General features: G+C 70.3%; 18 protein-coding genes and 1 tRNA gene. 5 read left to right on the top strand and 14 right to left on the bottom strand.

Going from position 1 to position 21,595, the window contains the following annotated elements:
• The first annotated feature begins 2 nt into the window (after positions 1 to 2).
• A complete protein-coding gene (locus ACFYY1_RS11905; protein WP_388583670.1) occupies positions 3 to 701 on the top strand; it encodes a hypothetical protein in 699 nt (232 codons plus the stop codon).
• Positions 702 to 1,030: 329 nt separating this feature from the next.
• Positions 1,031 to 1,118: transfer RNA gene (locus ACFYY1_RS11900), tRNA-Ser, on the top strand.
• A 93-nt stretch (positions 1,119 to 1,211) separates the two neighbouring features.
• On the opposite strand, the gene ACFYY1_RS11895 is transcribed toward ACFYY1_RS11900, so the two are convergent.
• The 9 genes from ACFYY1_RS11895 to ACFYY1_RS11855 all read right to left on the bottom strand — a co-directional run bounded on the left by ACFYY1_RS11895 (position 1,212) and on the right by ACFYY1_RS11855 (position 11,146).
• Positions 1,212 to 2,015, bottom strand: a complete 804-nt coding sequence (locus ACFYY1_RS11895; RefSeq protein ID WP_388583669.1) for an HAD family hydrolase — start codon at positions 2,013 to 2,015, stop codon at positions 1,212 to 1,214.
• Positions 2,012 to 3,301 (bottom strand): serine--tRNA ligase, encoded by a 1,290-nt coding sequence (serS, locus tag ACFYY1_RS11890; RefSeq protein WP_388583668.1) that lies wholly within the window; start codon positions 3,299 to 3,301, stop codon positions 2,012 to 2,014. The genes ACFYY1_RS11895 and serS overlap by 4 nt, the downstream gene beginning before the upstream one ends.
• A 666-nt stretch (positions 3,302 to 3,967) precedes the next feature.
• Positions 3,968 to 4,903 (bottom strand): prephenate dehydratase, encoded by a 936-nt coding sequence (gene pheA, locus ACFYY1_RS11885; protein WP_351260187.1) that lies wholly within the window; start codon positions 4,901 to 4,903, stop codon positions 3,968 to 3,970.
• A gap of 27 nt (positions 4,904 to 4,930) precedes the next feature.
• Positions 4,931 to 6,244, bottom strand: a complete 1,314-nt coding sequence (gene efeB, locus ACFYY1_RS11880) for an iron uptake transporter deferrochelatase/peroxidase subunit (protein WP_388584669.1) — start codon at positions 6,242 to 6,244, stop codon at positions 4,931 to 4,933.
• Positions 6,245 to 6,288: 44 nt separating this feature from the next.
• Positions 6,289 to 8,292, bottom strand: a complete 2,004-nt coding sequence (locus tag ACFYY1_RS11875; RefSeq protein WP_388583666.1) for a copper resistance CopC/CopD family protein — start codon at positions 8,290 to 8,292, stop codon at positions 6,289 to 6,291.
• A gap of 14 nt (positions 8,293 to 8,306) precedes the next feature.
• Positions 8,307 to 8,756, bottom strand: a complete 450-nt coding sequence (locus ACFYY1_RS11870; protein ID WP_388583664.1) for a copper chaperone PCu(A)C — start codon at positions 8,754 to 8,756, stop codon at positions 8,307 to 8,309.
• Entirely contained in the window at positions 8,753 to 9,406 is a 654-nt protein-coding gene (locus ACFYY1_RS11865; RefSeq protein WP_388583662.1) for an SCO family protein, read from the bottom strand. The genes ACFYY1_RS11870 and ACFYY1_RS11865 overlap by 4 nt, the downstream gene beginning before the upstream one ends.
• Positions 9,407 to 9,451: 45 nt before the next feature.
• Positions 9,452 to 10,195, bottom strand: coding sequence for a YcnI family protein (locus tag ACFYY1_RS11860; RefSeq protein ID WP_388583660.1), 744 nt, complete (start codon positions 10,193 to 10,195; stop codon positions 9,452 to 9,454).
• A gap of 147 nt (positions 10,196 to 10,342) precedes the next feature.
• On the bottom strand, positions 10,343 to 11,146 hold the full coding sequence (locus ACFYY1_RS11855) for a hypothetical protein (RefSeq protein WP_388583658.1): 804 nt from the start codon (positions 11,144 to 11,146) through the stop codon (positions 10,343 to 10,345).
• Positions 11,147 to 11,507: 361 nt separating this feature from the next.
• On the opposite strand from ACFYY1_RS11855, the gene ACFYY1_RS11850 reads away from it, so the two are divergent.
• Positions 11,508 to 12,053, top strand: coding sequence for an ATP-binding protein (locus ACFYY1_RS11850; protein ID WP_388583656.1), 546 nt, complete (start codon positions 11,508 to 11,510; stop codon positions 12,051 to 12,053).
• Between the two features lie 26 nt (positions 12,054 to 12,079).
• Here ACFYY1_RS11850 and ACFYY1_RS11845 read toward each other — a convergent pair whose 3' ends face one another.
• Entirely contained in the window at positions 12,080 to 13,543 is a 1,464-nt protein-coding gene (locus tag ACFYY1_RS11845; protein WP_388583654.1) for an aminopeptidase P family protein, read from the bottom strand.
• Positions 13,544 to 13,683: 140 nt separating this feature from the next.
• Positions 13,684 to 15,075 carry a PP2C family protein-serine/threonine phosphatase gene (locus tag ACFYY1_RS11840; protein ID WP_388583652.1) on the bottom strand — a complete coding sequence of 464 codons (1,392 nt, stop codon included), beginning with the start codon at positions 15,073 to 15,075 and terminating at the stop codon, positions 13,684 to 13,686.
• Positions 15,076 to 15,708: 633 nt separating this feature from the next.
• On the opposite strand from ACFYY1_RS11840, the gene ACFYY1_RS11835 reads away from it, so the two are divergent.
• Positions 15,709 to 16,386 carry a bifunctional DNA primase/polymerase gene (locus ACFYY1_RS11835; protein ID WP_388583650.1) on the top strand — a complete coding sequence of 226 codons (678 nt, stop codon included), beginning with the start codon at positions 15,709 to 15,711 and terminating at the stop codon, positions 16,384 to 16,386.
• Positions 16,387 to 17,160: 774 nt separating this feature from the next.
• Here ACFYY1_RS11835 and ACFYY1_RS11830 read toward each other — a convergent pair.
• From ACFYY1_RS11830 to ACFYY1_RS11820, 3 genes are all read right to left on the bottom strand, one after another.
• Complete coding sequence (locus tag ACFYY1_RS11830) at positions 17,161 to 18,126, bottom strand: DUF5926 family protein (RefSeq protein ID WP_388583649.1); 966 nt, start codon at positions 18,124 to 18,126, stop codon at positions 17,161 to 17,163.
• A gap of 124 nt (positions 18,127 to 18,250) precedes the next feature.
• Positions 18,251 to 18,952, bottom strand: a complete 702-nt coding sequence (locus tag ACFYY1_RS11825) for an ATP-binding protein (protein ID WP_388583648.1) — start codon at positions 18,950 to 18,952, stop codon at positions 18,251 to 18,253.
• 53 nt (positions 18,953 to 19,005) lie between these two features.
• Positions 19,006 to 19,839, bottom strand: coding sequence for a glycerophosphodiester phosphodiesterase (locus tag ACFYY1_RS11820; RefSeq protein WP_388583646.1), 834 nt, complete (start codon positions 19,837 to 19,839; stop codon positions 19,006 to 19,008).
• 256 nt (positions 19,840 to 20,095) lie between these two features.
• Here ACFYY1_RS11820 and ACFYY1_RS11815 point away from each other — a divergent pair, with 256 nt between their 5' ends.
• Positions 20,096 to 21,544 (top strand): trypsin-like peptidase domain-containing protein, encoded by a 1,449-nt coding sequence (locus ACFYY1_RS11815; RefSeq protein WP_388583644.1) that lies wholly within the window; start codon positions 20,096 to 20,098, stop codon positions 21,542 to 21,544.
• Positions 21,545 to 21,595 lie beyond the last annotated feature (51 nt).

Genomic DNA, 21,595 nt, shown 5'->3' with positions numbered 1-21,595 from the left:
CCATGCCCACAGAAGTCGCCCTGCTCGAATCGCGCGCGCTGCGCGTGGAGCAGATGGAGCGCGTCGATGTCCTCGACAAGGTCAAGAGCCTTGTCATGCTCCCGGACGGAATTCACCTTCGCACAGAGGATGTGGCTCGGTACTTCGAAGTATCCACAGAAGTCATCAAGAAGGTCACTCAGCGGCATCGAGCCGAGGTCGTAGAGAACGGACTTGTCCTCATGCGCGGCGCTGACCTGCGGGAGTTCCATAGGGACATGTTGTCCCTATGGGGGAGTGAGGGGGCCGGAAGTTATCCACAGGCAGCCACTCAGCTCACCCTCTACACCCGCAGGACCGTCCTCAACGTCGCCATGCTTCTTCGCGACAGCGACATCGCCCGATGCGTCCGTACGTATCTGCTCGACGCCGAGCAGGACCTGCGGGCGGGCTACGCATCGCTCGAACACCGCGTCACCCGGGTGGAGAGCTGCCTGGCCGGAGTCGGTACCGCGCTCCAGGAGCTCGGGCCGGTCCTCAACCGGATGTCGCACCGGCTCGACAGTCTCGACCGGAGGCTGGACGTCACCCATCAGGTCGTCGGCGCCATGAGCGTGCGGCTGGGCCACATGTCCGAGGACATCGTCCGTATCGACGGCAGGATGGATGAACTCGCCCGCAACCTGAAGGATCTGAGCCGCCGCGGCAACAAGCAGCGCTGATCCGGCAGGAGTTCACGGCCCTTCGGCCCCGCCCGGAAAACGGGTGGCGTCGAAGGGCCGTCCCCGGCAGAGTGGTTGGTACCGCACACGCCGCCACGAACGGCACACGCCGACATGAACGGCACACGCGGTCAGAACAGCACTACGCCGACAAGCACGTCACAGGCCGGGAGGGGAGCGCGACGATGACCGAGAGTCCGAGTACGTCGAGTTCCCCGCAGGGCGGACCCGAGCCGGCACCGGAGTAGTCACCGACGACTCCGCCACGCCGCTCGGAGTACAACGCCCGGGGCGGCCTTGTCCGCGCATCGCGCCGCGGCCGCCCACCCGGAGGATTGGCCGAGTGGTAAGGCAGCGGCTTGCTAAGCCGTCGTCGGGGCTGTGAACCCCGCGCGCGTTCGATCCGCGCATCCTCCGCCGCGGCAGGGCCGCGCACCGCTGCGCGACCCTGCACCCGCCCATACCCGTACGCGAACCCTTTGCCCGCACACCTGCGGCTGAAGCAGGCGTCTACGACTGGAGCAAACGTTCCAGCACCACGGCGATGCCGTCGTCCTCGTTGGACGCGGTGATCTCCTGGGCCACAGCCTTCAGGTCCTCGTGCGCGTTGGCCATCGCCACGCCCCGTCGCGCCCACGCGAACATTGGGATGTCGTTCGGCATGTCGCCGAAGGCCAGGGTGTCCGCGGCCTTCACGCCCAGCCGGCGCGCGGCCAGGGAGAGTCCGGTCGCCTTGCTCAGCCCCAGCGGCAGGATCTCCACCACTCCCGGACCGGCCATGACCACGTCCACGAGGTTGCCGACGGCCGCGCGTGCGACCTTCGCCAGCTCGTCGTCGTCTAGCTCGGGATGCTGTATGTAGACCTTGTTCAGGGGCGCGGACCACAGCTCGGCCGGGTCCTTCACGAAGACCGCCGGAAGCGGCCCTTCCTGTACCCGGTAGCCGGGACCGACCATGACTTCGCCGTCGAGCCCGTCACGGCTCGCCGCCAGTGCCAGCGGACCGACCTCGGCCTCGACCTTGGACAGCGCGAGCCCGGCGAGCTGCCGGTCCAGCGTCAGCGAGGTCAGCAGCTTGCGTTCGCCGGCGTGGTAGACCTGCGCGCCCTGGCCACAGACGGCGAGACCCTCGTAGCCCAGGTCGTCCAGGATGTGACGCGTCCAGGGGACCGCGCGGCCGGTGACGATGATGTGCGCGGCACCGGCCGCGGCGACCGCGGCCAGTGCCTCACGGGTGCGCCCGGAGACCGTGTCGTCGTCACGCAGCAGCGTGCCGTCGAGATCGGTCGCGACGAGTTTGTACGGGAAGGTCACTTGGCGACCGGCTCCAGGACCTCGCGTCCGCCCAGATACGGCCGGAGGACCTCGGGCACCCGGACCGAACCGTCGGCCAGCTGGTGGTTCTCCAGGATCGCCACGATCGTGCGCGGTACGGCGCAGAGCGTGCCGTTCAGCGTGGCGAGCGGCTGGAGGACCTTCTTGCCGTCGCGTGTGTCGCGCATCCGGACGGACAGACGGCGGGCCTGGAAGCCGTTGCAGTTCGACGCCGACGTCAGCTCGCGGTACTTGCCCTGCGTCGGGATCCACGCCTCGCAGTCGAACTTCCGGGAGGCCGAGGCGCCCAGGTCGCCGGTGGCGACGTCGATCACCTGGAAGGGCAGCTCAAGAGCGGTGAGCCACTGCTTCTCCCAGTCGAGGAGCCGGCGGTGCTCCGCCTCGGCGTCCTCCGGGTCGACGTACGAGAACATCTCGACCTTGTCGAACTGGTGCACCCGGAAGATGCCCCGGGTGTCCTTTCCGTACGTACCGGCCTCGCGGCGGTAGCACGGCGAGAAGCCCGCGTAGCGCAGCGGCAGCTTCTCGGCGTCGATGATCTCGTCCATGTGGTACGCGGCGAGCGGGACCTCGGAGGTGCCGACCAGGTAGTAGTCGTCCTTCTCCAGGTGGTACACGTTCTCCGCGGCCTGGCCGAGGAATCCGGTGCCTTCCATGGCGCGCGGGCGGACCAGCGCCGGCGTCAGCATCGGTACGAAGCCGGCCTCGGTGGCCTGCGCGATCGCGGCGTTGACGAGGGCGAGCTCCAGCAGCGCGCCGACGCCCGTCAGGTAGTAGAAGCGCGAACCGGAGACCTTGGCGCCACGCTCCATGTCGATGGCGCCGAGCATCTCGCCGAGCTCCAGGTGGTCCTTGGGCTCGAAGCCCTCGGCCCCGAAGTCACGGATCGTGCCGTGCGTCTCCAGTACGACGAAGTCTTCCTCGCCGCCGACCGGCACGTCCTCGTGGACGATGTTGCCGATCTTGAGCATCAGGCTCTTGGCCTCGGCGTCGGCCTCGTCCTGTGCCGCGTCGGCGGCCTTGACGTCGGCCTTCAGCTGCTCGGCCTTCTTGAGCAGCTCGGCGCGCTCGTCGGGCGAGGCCTTGGGGATGAGTTTGCCGAGCGCTTTCTGCTCGGAGCGGAGTTCGTCGAAGCGGACACCGGACGACCTGCGCCGCTCGTCGGCGGAGAGAAGGGCGTCGACGAGTTCGACGTCCTCTCCACGGGCGCGCTGGGAGGCGCGAACACGGTCGGGGTCCTCACGGAGCAGGCGAAGGTCAATCACCCCTCCAGGCTACCGGCCTGTACTTGCCCTGCTCGAACCGATATTGCCGAGCGCGCCACTTTGCCCTAATTGCCTGAATTGGTAATGCTGGGGGAGATTGTGCGGCTGAAGTCGATCTCGACCGTCAATAAAAAGAGCCTACTCCCCTAAATGGGGCAGAAGGCTTCACTCGTCTTGACGTATCCCCCTTGCCTGGAAGGGCAGTTGATCGTTGCTTGTCCACAGGCTCCCGGTCTCCCGAGAGTTATCCACAGGCTGTGAGGAAGGTCTGTGGATGCCGGAGGTTGGCATTCCGAAAGCTGCGTGATGGCTCGCGGATTTCCCGTTCAAACCCGCTTCAGACACTCGTTCGGGTGGGAATTCCCTCTCCTGATGAGTTGATCAACGGAATTGAGGCGACAGGGGCTGACACGGGATGACCTGGATGGCCTGGCGGCCTGTGGACGCATCTGGTGCGGGTGGAGCGATATGTCGACCATGTCGCATTGGGCTGTCGACTTGTCCCCAGGTCGAGAACCGACCCTGTGGATAACTCTGTGGATGCCGAAAATCGGCAGATAGCACTGGGGGTGGACGCGTGCCGAGGCTGGGGAGCCCGCAGCGGGCCAGGCCCCCCGGCCCAGTGCGTCAGCCCCGAGCGTCAGCCCGGTGCGTCAGCCCCGCCCGTCAGCCCCGGCCGTCGAGGTTTCTGGCCAGCCAGTCGGAGGCCTCCGTGAATTCCGCGTCCGACGTCCCCGCCCGCAGCGGCCGTACGTCCTGCACCGCCACACCGGCCCGCGGGTACGAACCCAGGAACCGCACCTTCGGGCAGATCCGCTTCAGCCCCATCAGCGCCTCGCCGACCCGGCGGTCCGCGATGTGCCCCTCGGCGTCCACCGCGAAGCAGTAGTTCCCGATGCCCGCCCCCGTCGGCCGCGACTGGATCAGCATCAGGTTCACCCCGCGCACCGCGAACTCCTGGAGCAGTTCGAGCAGCGCACCGGGGTGGTCCTCGCCCAGCCAGATGACCACCGACGTCTTGTCCGCGCCCGTCGGTGCCGCCGGCCGGGCCGGGCGGCCCACCAGGACGAAGCGGGTCTGCGCGTTCTCCGCGTCGTGGATCTCGGTCACCAGCGGTTCCAGGCCGTAGGTCGCCGCCGCGAACTCACCGGCGAACGCGGCGTCGTACCGGCCCTCCTGCACCAGCCGGGCACCGTCCGCGTTGGACGCCGCCGACTCCCACACGGCGTCCGGCAGATGGGCGGCCATCCAGTTGCGCACCTGAGGCTGGGCGGCCGGGTGCGCGGTGACCGACTTGATGTCGGACAGCTTGGTACCCGGCCGCACCAGCAGGGCGAAGGTGATGGAGAGCAGCACCTCGCGGTAGATCATCAGCGGTTCGCCGGTGGTCAGCTCGTCGAGCGTCGCGGTGATGCCGCCCTCGACGGAGTTCTCGATCGGTACGAGCGCCGCCGCGGCGGCCCCGCTGCGTACCGCGTCCAGCGCCGCCGGTACGGAGACCATCGGGACGAGTTCGCGGGTGGCGGCTTCCGGGAGCGTACGGAGGGCAACCTCGGTGAAGGTGCCTTCGGGGCCGAGATATGCGTAGCGCGTGGCGGACATACCGTCACCCTAATGCGCCCCGGTGGCTCAGGACTCCAACAGTCGCTGCCCCACGTACTCGCCGTCCGCCGCACCGCCCGGCACCGCGAACAGGCCGCTCGCCTCGTGCCGGATGAACGGCGACAGGGCATCGCCCCGGTCCAGCTTCCGCTGCACCGGGACGAACCCGCGCAGCGGATCCGCCTGCCAGCAGATGAAGAGCAGACCGGCGTCCGGAGTGCCGTCCGCCGAGATGCCGTCGTGGTACGAGAAGGGGCGCCGCAGCATGGCCGCGCCGCTGTTCTTCTCGGGGGCGGAGATCCGGGCGTGGGCGTTCTCCGGGATCAGGAGCTTGCCGTCGGGGCCCGCCCGGTCGAGGTCCAACGCGGTGGTCTCGGTGCCGCCGCTCAGCGGGGCGCCGTCCTTCTTCCGGCGCCCTATGACCTGCTCCTGCCGTGCCACCGGGAGCTTCTCCCAGTCGTCGAGCAGCATCCTGATCCGGCGCACGACCACGTACGAGCCGCCCGCGAGCCAGTCGTACTTCGCATCGGCTCCGGCCTGGGCGGCCGGGACGAAGATGCGGCGGTCGAAGTCGCTGTCGGCCGGCTCCGGGTTGTTGGTGCCGTCGACCTGACCCATCAGATTGCGGGCGGTCATCGGCCGGGCCGTGGCGCCGGGCGCGCGGTTGAAACCGTTCATCTGCCAGCGGACCCTGGCGGCCGGGGCGGCGTCCTTCTGTACGGCCCGCAGCGCGTGGAAGGCGACCAGCGCGTCGTCCGCGCCGATCTGGACCCAGAGGTCACCGTTGGAGCGCGCGGTGTCGATGTGGTCGGACGAGAAGGGCGGCAGCGGGTCGAGCCCCGGCGGGCGGCGGTCGGTCAGCCCCGTGCGTTCGAAGAAGGTCCGTCCGAAGCCGAAGGTGACGGTCAGCGAGGACGGTCCGGCGTCCAGCGCGATCCCGGTGTCGTGGTCCGGCCCGTCCGCCGCGCCGCTCCCGGCGGGCTTGCCGGCCATCAGGCGTGCGGCCGTGGCCGACCACCGGCGCATCAGGGCGGCGGCCTCCTTCCGGCCGGCACCGGGCACCAGATCGAAGGCGACGAGATGGCCGCTCGCCTGAAGCGGAGTGGTGATCCCTGGTTGATGTTTCCCGTGAAACATCACCTGGGTGGAGCCGACCGCGGTCAGCGCGGTGGGTTCGTCGGGGCGGGTCGCGGCATAGCCGGTGGCACCGCCCGCCGCGCCCAGCACCAGCCCGGCCGCACCGGCCGCGCCCGCGCTGCCGATCAGCCGACGCCGGGAGATGCCGTCGCCAGGGGCGCCGTCGCCCCTGGCGGCACCGCTGCCACGGCTGCCGTCGTCCACGCTGCCGGATGTCTTCCTGTTGTTGTCTGCGCTCACGATCCTGCTCAACCGATCTTCACGTTCTTGTCGACGGTCGTCTGATCGATGTCCGACGTACGCACCGTCACGGCGACCTTCCAGTTGCCCGCCATCGGGATCTGGACGCCGGCGGCGGTCCAGTGGCCCTCGGTCAGCCGGGCGGGGACGACAGGGAGCGGGCCGATGTCCTTGGACTCCAGGGTGAGGGTGACCTTCACCTCGGGGACGTCCATGGGCTTTCCATTGCTGCCGTCGATCCAGAGGTGGAGCTCATTGGCGCCAGTACCGGCCGGGGTGATTTCCATCCGTACCGTTCCCCTGCCCTTGGTGCCGCCCGTGTCGAAGGGCAGCTTCATCTCGACCGGGCCGGTGGCTGCCGGCGCGGCTGCCGCAGTCGATGCGCGGGCCGCCTCTTCCTCGGTACGCGCCGGCTCGGTCGAGGTCAGCACGGTCGTCACCGCCAGCAGCGCCACGGCGACGCCCACTTCGGCCAGCACCGACCGGCGCAGCCCGGACCGGTCGGGGTCGGCGTCGCGGATCCGCTTCTTCTCTGCGGTGGCCACGGCGGCCTGCTGCCGGGCGAGCTGAGCCGCCCGCGCGGGGTCCTCGGACGTGGCCCCGAAAGCGTCGGTGGCCCCGGAAACGCCATCGGCCTTGGCCCCGGAAGCCCCCGGGTCCTCGGCACTTACGGACGCCTGGGCCGGAGTGGACTCCCCGGCCTCCGCCGCCTCCGTCCCCGCGCCGCCCCCGCCCGTGATCAGGCGTGCCGTCCACCGCCGCGAGGTCCAGGCGATCCCGACGAGGAGGGCGACGAGCCCCACCTTCACGAGCAGCAGCTGCCCGTATCCGGTGCCGGTGAGCGCGGACCAGGTACCGACCTGGCGCCAGGACTGGTAGATCCCGGTCGCGGCGAGCACGATGACGCTGCCGAACGCGATGCCGGAGAAACGCCGTACGGCCGCCGCACCGATGTCGGGGGTCCGGTAGAGCGCGACCAGCAGGGTCGTGAGACCGCCGAGCCAGGCGGCGACGGCCAGCAGGTGGAGCACGTCGACCGGCATGGCGATGCCGGGCTGGAGCCCGGTCGAGGCGTGCTCGGCGAGCGCCCACGTACCGGCGATCCCGGCGGCGATCACCGTGCCGCCGATGGCCAGACCGAAGGTGAGGTCCTTCTTCTCGCGCTCGTCCTCACGCTTGGCGTAGGCGCCGAAGAGCACGGCGATGAAGAGTGCGGAGGCGCCGAGCAGCAACAGCCGGGAGACGAGTGCGGCGCCGGGCTTGGTGTCGAGCACGGCCTTCAGACCGTCGAGGTCGAAGGCGTCCGCGAGCTTCCCGGACCCGGTGTACGGGTTGCGCAGGAGCAGCATCGCCAGGGTGGCGACGGTGAGGGTCATCCAGCCGCGTACGACCAGGCGCTGCAACGGCCTCGCCCCCGCACCGCGCTGCCAGCAGGCCAGTACGAAGGCGGAGCCGCCGGCCAGCAGGATGAAGCCGGCGTACGCGGCGTAGCGCGCGATGCCGTAGAGGGTGCCGACGAGGCCGCCCCCGGCCTGGTCCGCCGGGAGCGCCACGGTGGTCTTCGAAGGGGCTCCGACGGAGAAGGTGAAGGCGCCGGACACGGGGTGGCTGTCCGCGGACACGGCCTGCCAGGCGACGGTGTACGTGCCGTCGGGCAGTCCGGTGTGCAGCGAGACGCCGTACTTCGTGAGGGAGCCGTTCCCCAGATCGCGCGGGGTGGCGGCGGTGTCGGCGCGTTTGCCGTCGGGGTCCAGGATCCGGATGGAGTCCTCGTCGACGGCGACCTGCTCGGAGAAGGTGAGCGTGACCTCCTTGGGGGCGGTGGCGACCACCGCCCCGTCCTGCGGATCGCTCCCGGTCAGTGCGGCATGCGCGGACGCGGGGCCCGCGCCTCCCAGCAACAGGGCGAACACCATGCCGACGAGGGCGGCGAGGAGCGCGGCCGCGGCGAGCGGCCGGCGTGTCGCGGGAGTGGACGGGGTCGGTCCGAAGTGCGGGGCGGTGGCTGTCATGACGAGTCAGTCCCTCACTGCTTCTTCGGGTTGTAGGTGGTCTCCTTCACGGGAAGGGTGACCTTTATCGGGTCGGCCTTCTCGAAGTGCAGCTCCACGGACACTTTGTCGCCCTGTTCGGGCCGCTGCTTGAGTTTCATGAACATGATGTGGTTTCCGCCGCGCTGCAGATCCAGCTCGCCGCCCGCGGGCACGTCGAAGGACGTCACCATGCGCATCGTCTGGTTCTTCGTCTCGTGGATCGTGATGTCGTCGGAGAGCGAGCTGGTGACGGAGGTGAGCCGGTCGGACGTCCCGCCGCTGTTCTTCACGACGAGGAATCCGGCCGCCATGTCGCTGACGGGCTGCGGCATGAACGCGCCGGTCACCTTCAGCTCCGGCTTGCCGTCCGAGGACGAGCAACCCGCCAGCGTCAGCCCCGCGGTGAGGGCGGCGACGCCGACGAGGGCGGTGCGGCGGTTCACGGGGTCTCCCCCTTGACGATCTTGGGGAGGTCCTTGGTGTAGTCGTCGGGCGAGGTGTCCTCGCTGTAGACGAGGTAGCCCTTGTCGGTCTTCGGCGAGAACGCGATGACCTGGGACCCGTGCATCGAGACGACCGTGCCGTCCTTCTCCTTCTTCGGAGCGTCGATGCCGATGCCGATCTGGCGTGCGCCCGCCTGGATGGTCGGGAAGTCGCCGGTGAGGCCGATGAAGGAGGCGTCCTGGGACTTGAGCCAGCTGCCGAGCGAGGACGGGGTGTCCCGCTCGGGGTCGGTGGTCACGAAGATGACCTGGAGCTTGTCCTGGTCGGCCTTGGGCAGCGCCTTCTTGGCTATGGCGATGTTGCTCATGATGAGCGGGCAGACGTCGGGGCAGTTGGTGTAGCCGAAGTAGATCAGGGTCGGCTTGCCCTTGGTCTGCTCCCGGAGGTCGTACTTCTTGCCGTGGGTGTCGGTGAGGACGAGGTCCGGCTTGGTGAACGGCTGGTCCAGGACGGTCGCGGCCTTGGTCTTCGCCTCGACCGATACGTCGGCGATGGGCTTCTTGGCGTTGTCGTCGCTGCTGCCGCAGGCGGACAGAGTGAGCGCAGCCGCGGCGACGAACGCCGCGGCCAGCACCGTTTTCTTAGTCATGGAGCACTGATTCCTGAGGGTCGGTGGTACGGGTGGTGCGGTGGATCAGGCGGCGCGGCGGCGGCCGGCGAGGACTCCGAAGGCCACTCCGGCCACGCCGATGACAATGCCGACGATGCCGAGGACACGGGCCGTGGTGTCGCTGTCGGACGTGTCCGAAGCGGCCGTCGTCTTCTTGTCCGCCGACTGAGCACCGGTGTCGGAGCTCTTGGCGTCGGCGGCCGCACCGTGCTCGCCGGTGGCGGGTGCGGTCAGGGCGAGGACCGGGGCCGGGCTCTCGGGCTCCTCGGCGCCCTTCTTCTGCTCCTCGATCCAGCGGACGACTTCCTTGTTGTCGTACGTCTGGATGGCCTTGAACACCAGCTGGTCGGCGTCCTCGGGGAGCTGGCCGATGGAGAGCGGGAACTGCTGGAACTGTCCGGGGCGGATGCCGCGCTCGTCCTTGTCGCCCGTGGCGGTCCAGGTGACCTTGGAGACGGCCTCGTTGATCTTCTGGCCGTGCATCTCCATCGGCTTGGCCAGCTTGCTCCTGGTCACCTCGATGTCCCAGCCGGGGACGGCCTGCGGCTGGACGGAGGCCAGCGGGTGGTCGGTCGGGAAGTTGACCTCGACCTTGGCCGTCGCGGCGTCGTCGCGCTCGTTGGGGACCTTGAAGTTGACGGTGGCGTAACCGCCCTTGGCGGCCTCGCCCTGCGGCTGCACGCTGACGTGCGCGGAGGCGGTTCCGGCGAGGATCAGGACGGTGGACGCGGCGACGCCGCCGGCGAGGGCGATGCGGGAAACGTTCATGGCAGGTATCACTCCACGGAAGCACGTAGGGAAGGTGGTGCGGCGCGCGTGCGCGCCGGCATCACGACACCTCTCCCCCTCGAACGGCGGGCATGTGCCGACCGGGTACGGAACCGAGCGGTCCGTGCGCCGGGTGGAGGTGTCGCGTCAGGCAGCGAGTGCGTACGAGAGTGGCGGACCGCGCCTGATCACCTGGTGCTGCAAGGGGTCCCCGGTGGCGGGGGCCGGGGCGTCGACCGCCGTACGGACGGTGCGCGGCCCGGTCGTCGGGCCGCCGGGAAGCCCGGCGCGCAGGGCGTCGACCAGGGCGAGCGCGGCGCGCAGCGCGCGCAGCCGGGCCCCGGCCGCGATCTGCTGGGCGCCGTGCGCGGACAGCCGGACCAGCCGGAACAGGGCGATCTCACCGCGGCGCAGCAGCCAGCCGGTGGCCACCGCGGCCAGCAAGTGGCCGAGCAGCATGGGCAGGTCGGGCAGCAGGGCGGCGAGCGTGGCCGGATCCGTGCCGGAAGTGGTGGCCAGGTGCTGATGGCCGCCGCCCGCCACCGATGCCGGGTCGATGCCCGCGGTGGTGACGATGCGGTGCGCCTCGGCGGCGCTCAGCTGCGCCGGACCGGCCCCGCACACGAGGCTCGCCGCGAACCGGATCAACGAGTCGTCGCCCGTCGCGGTGTTCGCCGGGGTGCCGTGCGTGCCCATGCCGAACAGGGCGTGCAGGGCGATCTGCCCGCCCGCCAGCGCGGCGGCGATGGACGGCAGTGAACGCTCGCGTCCGGCGAGCGGTGCCACCACCGCGGACATCCCCAGGAATCCGGCGAGCAGGGTCCACCAGGGGACGGGCGCACAGGCGGCCAGCATGTGACCGGCCGCGGACAGCGCGACACAGACCGCGGCGAACACCGCGGTCCTCAGGAGCCGCAGACCGGCTCCGGCGCGTGCGACCGGCATAGACATGGCGGGGTCATCATCGCACCGGGCCCCCGGGTTCCGTACGGCAGGTCCGGAAGGTCGCCTTCCGCCCGATAGGAACGAGCCGTTGGGCACGTACCGGTGGAAGGTGCCGGGTGCAAGGTGCCACGTGGAAGGTGCCGAGTGGAAGGTGCCGGGTGCAAGGTGCCGCATGGAAGGCGCCATAGGGAGCATGCCTGCCGGATCGAACGCGCGCGGTGTGCGGCGGGCACAGCGGCGGGCATACACGGGCGCACGTGGAGCTGGTATCCGCCGAATGAGCGGTCTCACATCCGGTCTGCGCTTACGAACGGTGCCGCGCGGCAATAGGTATCGGTATGTCGAGCCGCAGCCAGGAGGCTGGAGCATGAGCATCTGGTGGTCCCTCCATCTGCGGCGTGAGGCTGCGAGCGTTCCGCTCGCCCGCCGCTTCCTGCTGGGCACCATGGAGACCGCGGGCGTGGACCCGGACATCTCCTTCGACCTGTCGCTCGCACTCAGCGAGGCCTGTGCGAACGCCGTCGAGCACGGCGGTGACCACGGCGTCCATGAGGACCAGGAGGGCCAGGGCGACCAGTTCGGTACCCGGGATCCGTGGGACGTGTGGGACGAGCTGCCCGGCGCCGCCTCGGCGCAGTACCGGGTCACCGCCTATCTGGACGGCGAGAAGTGCCGCATCGAGGTCGCCGATTCGGGGCCCGGCTTCCCTGCCCGGAGCCCTCTTCGTACGGCGGCGCAGCCGTACGAACCCCGGCAGTACCCGCCGCTCGGCGCCGAGGACGGCCGGGGGCTGTGCCTGATCGAGCAGCTCGCCGACCACGTGCACTTCGGCAACCGCCCCGGCCGCGGCGCCGTCGTCAGCTTCGACAAGGTCCTGAAATGGCGGAAGGACGCCCTGCTCATGGTGTCCTGAGCAGAGCGCCCTCCGGCGCGTGGGGATCAGCCCTTGAGCCGGGCCATCCACTCCTCGACCTCGTCGGACCGGCGCGGCAGCTTGTCGGAGAGGTTCCGGTTGCCGTCCTCGGTGACGAGGATGTCGTCCTCGATCCGGACGCCGATGCCCCGGTACTCCTCCGGCACGGTCAGGTCGTCGGTCTGGAAGTACAGACCGGGCTCGACCGTGAGGCAGACGCCCGGCTCCAGCGTTCCGTCGACGTACGTCTCGGTGCGCGCGGCGGCGCAGTCGTGGACGTCCATGCCGAGCATGTGACCGGTGCCGTGCAGCGTCCAGCGGCGCTGGAGTCCCAGCTCCAGGACCTTGTCCACGGTCAGATCGCCCAGCAGGCCCCACTCGACGAGCTTCTCGGCGAGCACCCGCTGCGCGGCGTCGTGGAAGTCGCGGTAGGCGGCGCCGGGCTTGACGGCGGCGATGCCCGCCTCCTGCGCCTCGTACACGGCGTCGTAGATCTTCCGCTGCAGCGGCGTGAAGGTGCCGTTGATCGGAAGGGTGCGGGTCACGTCGGCGGTGTAGAGGTCGTTGGTCTCCACGCCGGCGTCGAGCAGCAGCAGCTCGCCGGAGCGCACCGGTCCGTCGTTGCGCACCCAGTGCAGGGTGGTGGCGTGCGGGCCGGCCGCGCAGATCGAGCCGTAGCCGATGTCGTTGCCCTCGATGCGGGCACGCAGGAAGAAGGTGCCCTCGATGTAGCGCTCGCTCGTCGCCTCGGCCTTGTCGAGGACCTTGACGACGTCCTCGAAACCGCGCGCGGTGGCGTCGCAGGCCTTCTCCAGCTCGGCGATCTCGAAGGCGTCCTTCACCAGCCGGGCCTCGGACAGGAAGACGCGCAGCTCCTCGTCGCGCTCCGCGGTGACCTTGTCGGTCAGCGCGGCCTCGATGCCGGCGTCGTGGCCACGGACGTTGCGGACCGGACCGGTGGCCTCGGTCAGTGCGGCGGGGAGCTCGCGCACGTCCTTCGCCGGGATGCCCAGCAGCTGCTCCGCCTCGGCGAGGGAGTGGCGGCGGCCGACCCACAGCTCGCCCTGGCCGTCGAGCCAGAACTCGCCGTTCTCGCGGTTGGAGCGCGGCAGCAGGTGGATGGTCGCCTCGTGACCGTCCACGGTCGGCTCCAGCACGAGGACGCCGTCCTGGGTCTGGTCGCCGGTGAGGTACGCGTACTCGGTGGAAGCGCGGAAGGCGTACTCGGTGTCATTGGAGCGGGTCTTCAGGTTGCCCGCGGGAATGACCAGCCGCTCACCGGGGAAGCGCGCGGAGAGCGCGGCGCGGCGGGCGGCCGTGTGCTCGGCCTGGGCGACCGGTTCGAGGCCGTGCAGTTCGGTATCGGCCCAACCGGACTTCATGTTCGCGGCGAGTTCATCGGAGACGCCCGGGTACAGGCCGTTCTTCCGCTGCTTGACCGTCTCTTCTTCCTCGGTCTCCGGGTTCTCCGGGGTGAGCTCCTCAGCCACGATTTGTCTCTCCTTGATACGACACTGGACCCCGTCCATCGTACGGGCGTGCGGAAGGGGGCACAGGGCCGGAAGACCTGTTACATGGCAGGACCGGGGCAGGCGGACGGGGCGGGAAACCCCGCGGGACCTGGTGTCGCTCAGTCGAAACGCGCGGCCAGTACGACTACGTCCTCGGCGCTGTCACCGGGGTCGGGAGCGCGGTCGCTCCGGTCGAGGCCGTCCGGCAGCACGGTGCGCAGCACATGGTCGGCGACGGCTCCGGCGTCGTGGCGCGCGGCCTTCGGCACGGACGCGGCCGCCGAGTGGAGGCGCGCGAACGCCCGGTCCGTCGAGACGCCGGTACGGCGCAGCAGTCCGTCGGTGTAGAGCAGTACGGTCTCGCCGGGCGCCGGGGTGATCTCCACACTGGGCGCTTCCCAGCAGGCGAGCATGCCCAGCGGCGCGGAGACCGAGGTCTCGATGAATTCGGTGCGCCGGTCGCCGATCAGGAGCGGCGGGGCGTGGCCCGCGCCGGCCAGCAGGATCTTGCGCTCGGCCGGCTCGCAGTACGCGAACAGGGCGGTCGCCGTACGGGCCGGTTCGGTGAGCCGCAGCAGCAGTTCCAGATCCGAGAGCACGGCGACGGGATCCTCGCCCTCCATCACCGCGTACGCCCGCAGACCTGCCCGCAGCCGTCCCATGGCGGCCAGGGCGCTCGGCCCGGAGCCGTTCACCGAGCCCACCGCGAGACCGAGCGCGTCCTCCGGCAGGGCGAGCGCGTCGTACCAGTCGCCGCCGCCCTGCGCCGCCCCGCGGTGGCGGGCGGCCAGCTGTACGCCGGGGACCCGGGGCAGCCGGCTGGGCAGCAGCTCCTCCATGACGGTCGAGACATCGGCCCTGGCCCGCTCCAGCTCCAGCAGCCTGGCCAGGTGCTCACCGGCGTATCCGGTGTAGAGGCCGACGAGATGGCGCTGGCGCTCCAGGGGTTCGGCGGGTTCGTCGTACAGCCAGACGGCCGCACCGAGCCTGCCGGCCGAGTCGGCGGTGATCGGTACGGCGTAGCTGGCGGCGTATCCGAGCCGGGCGGCGACTTCGCGGCGGCGGGGGTCCAGGCCGGGGTCGCCCAGCAGGTCGGGGGTGGTCAGCGCTCCTTCGGTGTCCGGGAGCCCTTCCAGGATCCGGCCGTAGGAGGTGGCGGTGCGCGGAACCGTCTCGATCTGCCCGATCTCGGCATGGGCGAGCCCGAGGCCGATGGTGGACACGGGGCCGCGGTGGTCGGACGGTTCGAAGACGACCAGGCCGCGGCGGGCGCCGACCAGGGCTGCCCCGGCGTCCAGGAGTTCGTGGAGCGCGTCGTCGAGCGTGCTGGTTCTGGCCAGCCGCTCGGTGAGTTCGTGCAATGTGGTGAGGTCGGAGATCCAGCCGGCGAGCCGGTCCTGGATGAAGGACCCGGGGGCGGGGGGCACTTCGGACAGAGACCCGGCAGTGTGCGCTGAAACCGGAACTGTGGGATCGATTCCAGCCACTTTCGGGAGGTGTGGGGCGCTCATGGCTGCCGACTTTCCGACCTGTGCGTTTCGTCGAATAGCATCGCAAACCCCCATGTCATTCTGCGTCGCTATCAGTGCATCCGCATGTACACGTGCACCACATGTACACGCACAAGTGAGGCGATGTCCAGCATTGTCACCACGGGATTTGTGGTGTCAGAGAGGCCATCAAGGTTGGCCAAAAAACGCACCCGTGGGTAACTATTTGCGGTCGACTGGGTGTGCTCGAACAGGGGGTGTTCTCGGGGTGAAGTCCCGGAGGAGCGTCATTTCGGGCATGCTGGGTACGTAATCGATGAAGGCCAGGGGCAGTTCTGATCGCCCCGGAACCCGGCAGCGGGCCCGGACGTCCTCTCCAGTGACGGCCACGCACCCACCCCCGAGTGGCGGGGTTTGCACCTTGGTACGGCAGGCGCGACATGCGCGCTGCCCCTCGCCGCGCTTGTCCGGACCCATCCGTCCGGACCCGTCTCGCACCTGCTCGACTCGGCTCGGCCCATGCTCGGTACCGACGACCCACCCGTACCGCAGATTCGAAGAGCATGTACGCACAGTGAAGTAATGCACACGTACAGCAACTCGCACGTGGTGTGATGTGGACCCTCGGCGTTCAACGGAAAGGAACGAGCGCTCATGCGCGAGATCCTCGGAAGGCGACGCAGGCTCCGGCTCCGGCGCAGGGGAAGGCCCGCCCAGCTCGACGCGGCCCTGACCTGTGCCACCGCATGGCGGTGGCCCGTGCTCCCCGGAGTGGGACTGCAGGCGGCCGGTGCCCGCGGAGACCGTGGCCGCGGCTGTGCCTGTCCCGATCCCGAGTGCGCCGTGCCCGGCGCACACCCCTTCGATCCCGGTCTCCTCGCGGCGACCACCGACGAGCGCATGGTGCGCTGGTGGTGGACCAACCGGCCCACCGCCCCGATCCTTCTGGCCACCGGTGGGCGCGCCCCGTGTGCGCTGAGCCTGCCGGCCGTGGCCGCCGCCCGCGCGCTGGTGGAGCTGGACGGGATGCATGTGCGGCTCGGTCCCGTGGTGGCGACGCCGACGCGGTGGTCGTTGCTGGTCGCCCCGTACAGCCTCGAACGGCTCGGTGAGCTGCTCCACGCCCAGGACCGGGTGCCCAGTTCGCTGCGTTTCCACGGCGAGGGCGGCTATCTCGTCCTCCCGCCGTCCGAGGTGGGTGCGGGGCAGGTGCGCTGGGAGCGGGCCCCGGCGACGGACGCGCCGTGGCTGCCGGACGTGGGGGCGGTGCTGGACGCGCTGGTCGAGGCGAGCAGCGGCGCACCGGACGGCGGCAGCCGGCTCGCGTACTGACGAGTACCGGCGGAGTGCCGGGGCGAATGGCGTCGGCCCGGTATTCCGCCGGGATATCTGACGGTCCGCCGGATGCCGTCGACTGTTGAGACTCGTCATTATCCGGTGATCGGTTTCCGCATGTCGCAAACGGCTCCCGGTTCCGATCTCGGTTCTTGCCGCGCAAATGCAAAGTCTTCGCCTTCCGCCGTTGCGAAGTTCGACGGCGGAAGGCTTTCTGATGACCCTTCCGGAACGCCGCCGACCAGGTTGCTCGAATATTTATTCGAGTGTTCTTTGGTGTGGAACGGAGGCGGTGGAGGCATTGCGCGAAGATCGTCCAGTCCTGGCTTCCGGAACCCGGCCCCTGGCTTCCGGAACCCGGCACCGGCGCCCGGTCGGGTGCCTGTCCGGGACCGGTCGTGCCGTACGCGGTTCGTGCCGTGCACGGTTCGGGCCGTACGCGGGCAAGGTGAGGGGCCGGGGCGGAGCAGAGGATGCTGGGGGATGCGGGCCGCCGTGACCGATGAGCCGGGGCGTATCGACGAGAGGTTTGCGCGCGCTCGTGCGCGGGCTCGTGCGCCGTGTGGTGCGCTGTGCGCCGCATCCGGAAATGAGGATGCCCGATCGCTGGCGACGGGGGATGCACCAGCGACCGGGCTTCTAGAACGGTAACAAGAGATCTGCCGTTCGCAAATTCGATCTCGCGTATTCGGACAGCGATTTACCTGCGAGTACGGCGAGTTGTGACGCGAGTCACCTGACGGGCCCGGTGAGTCCGGGGTTTCGTCACTGTCAGCTGAGTGTCACCTGTCGGTTGGTGAGCCCGCCGCGAGCCCGCCTCTCCTCCGCGGTGAGCGGAGCGTCCGAGGCGAGCGCCTCGGTCAGTCGCTCCGCGAACTCCGCTGCGGGCTTCTCGCACTCCTCGGCACCCATCGCGCTCGGCAGGTCCCAGACCGGGACCATCAGTCCGTGCGCCCGGAAGGAGCCGACCAGCCTGGTGCCCTCGCCCAGCGAGGAGGTGCCGGCGGCGTGCAGCCGGGCGAGCGCGTCGAGCAGCCGCTCCTCGGCGTGCGGCATGACCCAGCGAAGGTGGTTCTTCTCCGGAGTCTCGCACCAGTAGGCGGCGTCCACGCCGGCGAGCCGTGTCGTCGGGATCGCCGCCTCGTTCGCGCGCTCCAGGGAGGCGGACACCTCGGGCGTGGCGTTCTCCGCGTCCGGCACCCAGAATTCGAAGCCGGAGTGGACGGTGGGCTCGAACGTCGCACCCGGGTCGAGCACGTCCTGCAGCCGGGGGCCGTCGGCCGGCACGCGCTGCGCCGCCACGGGCGAACCGGGCTCGGCGGACAGCGCCCGCAGCAGGGTGCCCGCGAGGTCACGGCTGAGGTCACCGGACGGGGTGTCGTTCTGCAGGGCGAGCAGCACCGAACCGTCGTCGCGACGGAGCGCGGGCCAGGCCATCGGCAGCACGGTCGCGAGCGTCACCGAGGGCACGCCCTCGGGCAGTCCGTCCTTCAGCGTCAGCGCCACCGTGGCGGCCGGTACCAGTTCGCGCAGGGCGACCCAGTCGCACTCCCCGGCCAGCCCCTCGAAGGGACGGTGGACGAGCTCGGTCACGGCCTGGGCGGCGGCGCGGCCGTGACACGCCTTGTAGCGGCGGCCCGAACCGCACGGGCAGGGTTCGCGAGCCCCGACCACCGGGATCTCGCCGTCCTTGAGTTGCTGCTTCCCGGCCTTGGTCTGAGGGCGCTTCTTGGCCATGGTGGGCTTTCTCCCGATTGCGACAGTGCGGTCTGGGCCGCGAGCCTAGCCGTCCCCGTCGCGTCCGGGACACACGTGCCACGCGCCCACGCGTGTGCCGGTGGTCGGTATCCGCTCCGGAACGTCAGCCCACGTCGTCGAAGGCGTCCGCGAAGCCGAACGCGTCGAGCCCCGAAAGGCCCGCTCCCGCAACGCCCGCTCTCGAAACACCGGGCCCCGGCATGTCCGCCCCTGCCGCCCCCGGTCCTGCCGCACCCGGCCCCGCAACACCCGCACCCGGCACCCCGGACTGCTGCCCGTGCCCCTCGTTGACCAGGACCCACACGGTCACTTCACCGGACGAGCTGTCGCGTACGCCCCACTCGTCGGCCAGCGCGCTGATGATGTTGAGTCCGCGGCCGCCGCGCGCCGTCACCGAAGGGGTGGCCGGAACCGGACGGGTCGGACCGCCGCCGTCCGTCACTTCGACGGTCAGCCCACCCGTTCTGTCGACGCGCCACGCGGCGCGGACGTCGCCGTCACCCACATCCGTGTGCCGGCCCAGTGGCCTGCCGTGCCGACAGGCATTGCTGAGCAGTTCGGAAAGAATCAGTACTGCATCGTCGACGACCGAATCCGACACCCCGTGACTGCGCAACTGCTCGCGCATCCGGTGCCGCGCCTGGCCCACGCCCGCAGGGCCATGGGGTACGGCCATGCTCGACGACGTGGGCACTTCCTGTGCCACCACCAACGCCACCCCCGAGACCTCCTTTGCCCCACGCCACGGTGTGGATGCCCCCCTGGGCTGGACCGGAAACCGGCCAATGGACTGCCGGTGACGCACTCGTAACGATCGAATACGGTTCGAATGCGCCGGTGCACTCCGTGTAACTGATGTTAAGAGCGTCCCAGTTGTGACAGAACCTGTTTTGGGCGGTTTGTGATGATCGCCTCGATGCCGAGACCGACGCAGAGTTCGACGTCCGCCGGCTCGTTCACCGTCCAGACGTGCACGCGGTGCCCCGCGCGGTGCAGCCGGTCGATGTATCCGGGGTGGTTGCGTACGATCCGCATCCCCGGACCGGCGATACGGGCCCCGGCCGGCAGCCGTCCGTCGCGCAGCCGTGGCGAGACGAACTGCATCAGGTACACGGTGGGCAGCGTGGGGGCCGCGGCCTGGATGCGGTACAGCGAGCGCGCCGAGAAACTCATGATGCGCACCGGGGACGGACCATCGGCCGGGGGCGCGTCGAGCTCGAAGTGCTTCAGCAGCTGCAGCAGCCGCTCCTCGACCTGGCCCGCCCAGCGGGTGGGGTGCTTGGTCTCGATGGCCAGCTGGAGCGGACGGCCGGCCGCCCGGGTCTCGACGACGAGTTCGAGCAGCCGCTCCAGGGTGAGTACGGAGGTGAGCTCCCCCGGCACGGGATCCCAGTCCGGGGACTCCGACTCCTCGCGGTCCTTCCAGGAGCCGAAGTCGAGGGCGGCGAGTTCGGCGAGTTCCAGGGCGGAGACCGCGCCGCGGCCGTTGGACGTGCGGTTCACCCGGCGGTCGTGCACGCACACGAGGTGGCCGTCGGCGGTGAGCCGTACGTCGCACTCCAGGGCGTCGGCGCCGTCCTCGATCGCCTTCCGGTACGCGGCCAGGGTGTGCTCGGGGGCGTCGTCGGACGCGCCCCGGTGCGCGATGACCTGGATGGGGTGGGGCGTGGATTGCTGCCGTGCGTGGGTCACGGCGTCATCGTGTCACCGTCGGGCGACCGCTGTGAGCACGTTGCACGGCGCAAGCGCGCACCTCCGGGGCGCGGCCGAGGCGCACCCTGCGGTGCGTCTTGCACCGGGGGACCGTTTTGACCGATGTAAAGATTGGTGTGCGGATGCACAGGTCCTGCTTACAGTGGCCTGACGTGCCTTGGGAAAAGCTGTTACCGGACACGTACACAGCGGATCTCTTGCCGAAAATGATGTGGAACCCGAGGAGTAAAGAGCTGTGAGCACAGAGAACGAGGGCAACGAGGGCACCGCGGGCGAAGCCGTTCCGTCCGTTCCGTCCGCACCTCCAGTGCCGGCCGATGCTCCCCAGGGGGCGCCCGGGAGCCCGCCCGAGTCCACCCCCGCCCAGGCGGCCGAGCCGCCCACCGCCCCTCCCCACGCGCCGCAGCCCCAGACCCACACCACCCCTTACGCACCGCAGGCGCAGTCGGCCGCCGAAGCCAACTGGCCGCCTCCGGCCCCGCCGACCGTGCCCGCGTACGCCTCCCACGGTGCGGGCGGTGGCGGCCCGGTCTGGGGCGCGCAGTCCCAGCCGTACGCCCCCGAAGGCCCGCGCAAGCGCGGCATGGGCGGCCTGGTGGCGGCGGTGGCAGCCGCGGCGCTGATCGCAGGCGGCATCGGCGGCGCCTTCGGCTACTGGGCGGCCGACCGCAACGGCTCCGGCTCGACCACGGTCTCGGCCTCCACCAATCCGCAGGACCTCAAGCGCGATCCCGGCACGGTCGCGGGCGTGGCCGCCAAGGCGCTGCCCAGCGTGGTCACCATCGACGCGCAGGGCGGCGACGGCGAGGGCGGTACGGGCACCGGCTTCGTGTACGACAAGGAGGGCCACATCCTCACGAACAACCACGTGGTGGCCTCCGCGGCGGACAGCGGCCAGCTCACGGTGACGTTCTCCAACGGCAAGAAATACGGTGCCGAGGTGGTCGGCCGGGCGCAGGGCTACGACGTCGCCGTGCTGAAGCTGAAGAACCCGCCGTCCGGGCTCACCCCGCTCTCCCTCGGCAATTCGGACCAGGTCGCGGTCGGCGATTCCACGATCGCGATCGGCGCTCCGTTCGGCCTGTCCAACACGGTCACCACGGGCATCATCAGCGCCAAGAACCGCCCGGTCGCCTCCGGTGACGGCTCCGGCGGCAGCAACTCGTACATGAGCGCCCTGCAGACCGACGCCTCGATCAACCCGGGCAACTCCGGTGGCCCGCTGCTCGACGCCCGCGGCGCGGTCATCGGCATCAACTCGGCGATCCAGTCGACCGGCAGCAGCGTCGGCCAGACCCAGGCGGGCTCCATCGGCCTCGGCTTCGCGATCCCGATCAACCAGGCGACCAACGTCGCCCAGCAGCTGATCAAGACCGGCAAGCCGGTCTACCCGGTGATCGGTGCCACGGTCACCATGGACGAGAAGAGCGGCGGCGCGGTCATCTCCGACCAGGGGGCGGGCGGCACGGAGGCGGTGTCGAAGGACGGCCCCGCGGACCGGGCCGGCCTCAGGGCGGGCGATGTCATCACGAAGTTCAACGACACCACGATCGACAGCGGCCCGACCCTGATCGGCGAGATCTGGACCCACAAGCCCGGCGACCGCGTGACGCTGACCTACGAGCGCGACGGCCGGACGGGGACGGCCGAGGTCACCCTCGGGGAGCGCAGCGGCGACAGCTGACCCGGCCGATCGGCCACAGCGCCCGACGCCGGGAGGGCCCCGCACCCGCGG

Source organism: Streptomyces sp. NPDC001890 (assembly GCF_042891445.1).
Taxonomy (GTDB): domain Bacteria; phylum Actinomycetota; class Actinomycetes; order Streptomycetales; family Streptomycetaceae; genus Streptomyces.
Note: the sequence above shows the minus strand (reverse complement) of the source record. Positions and strands in the feature narration are given on the sequence as shown.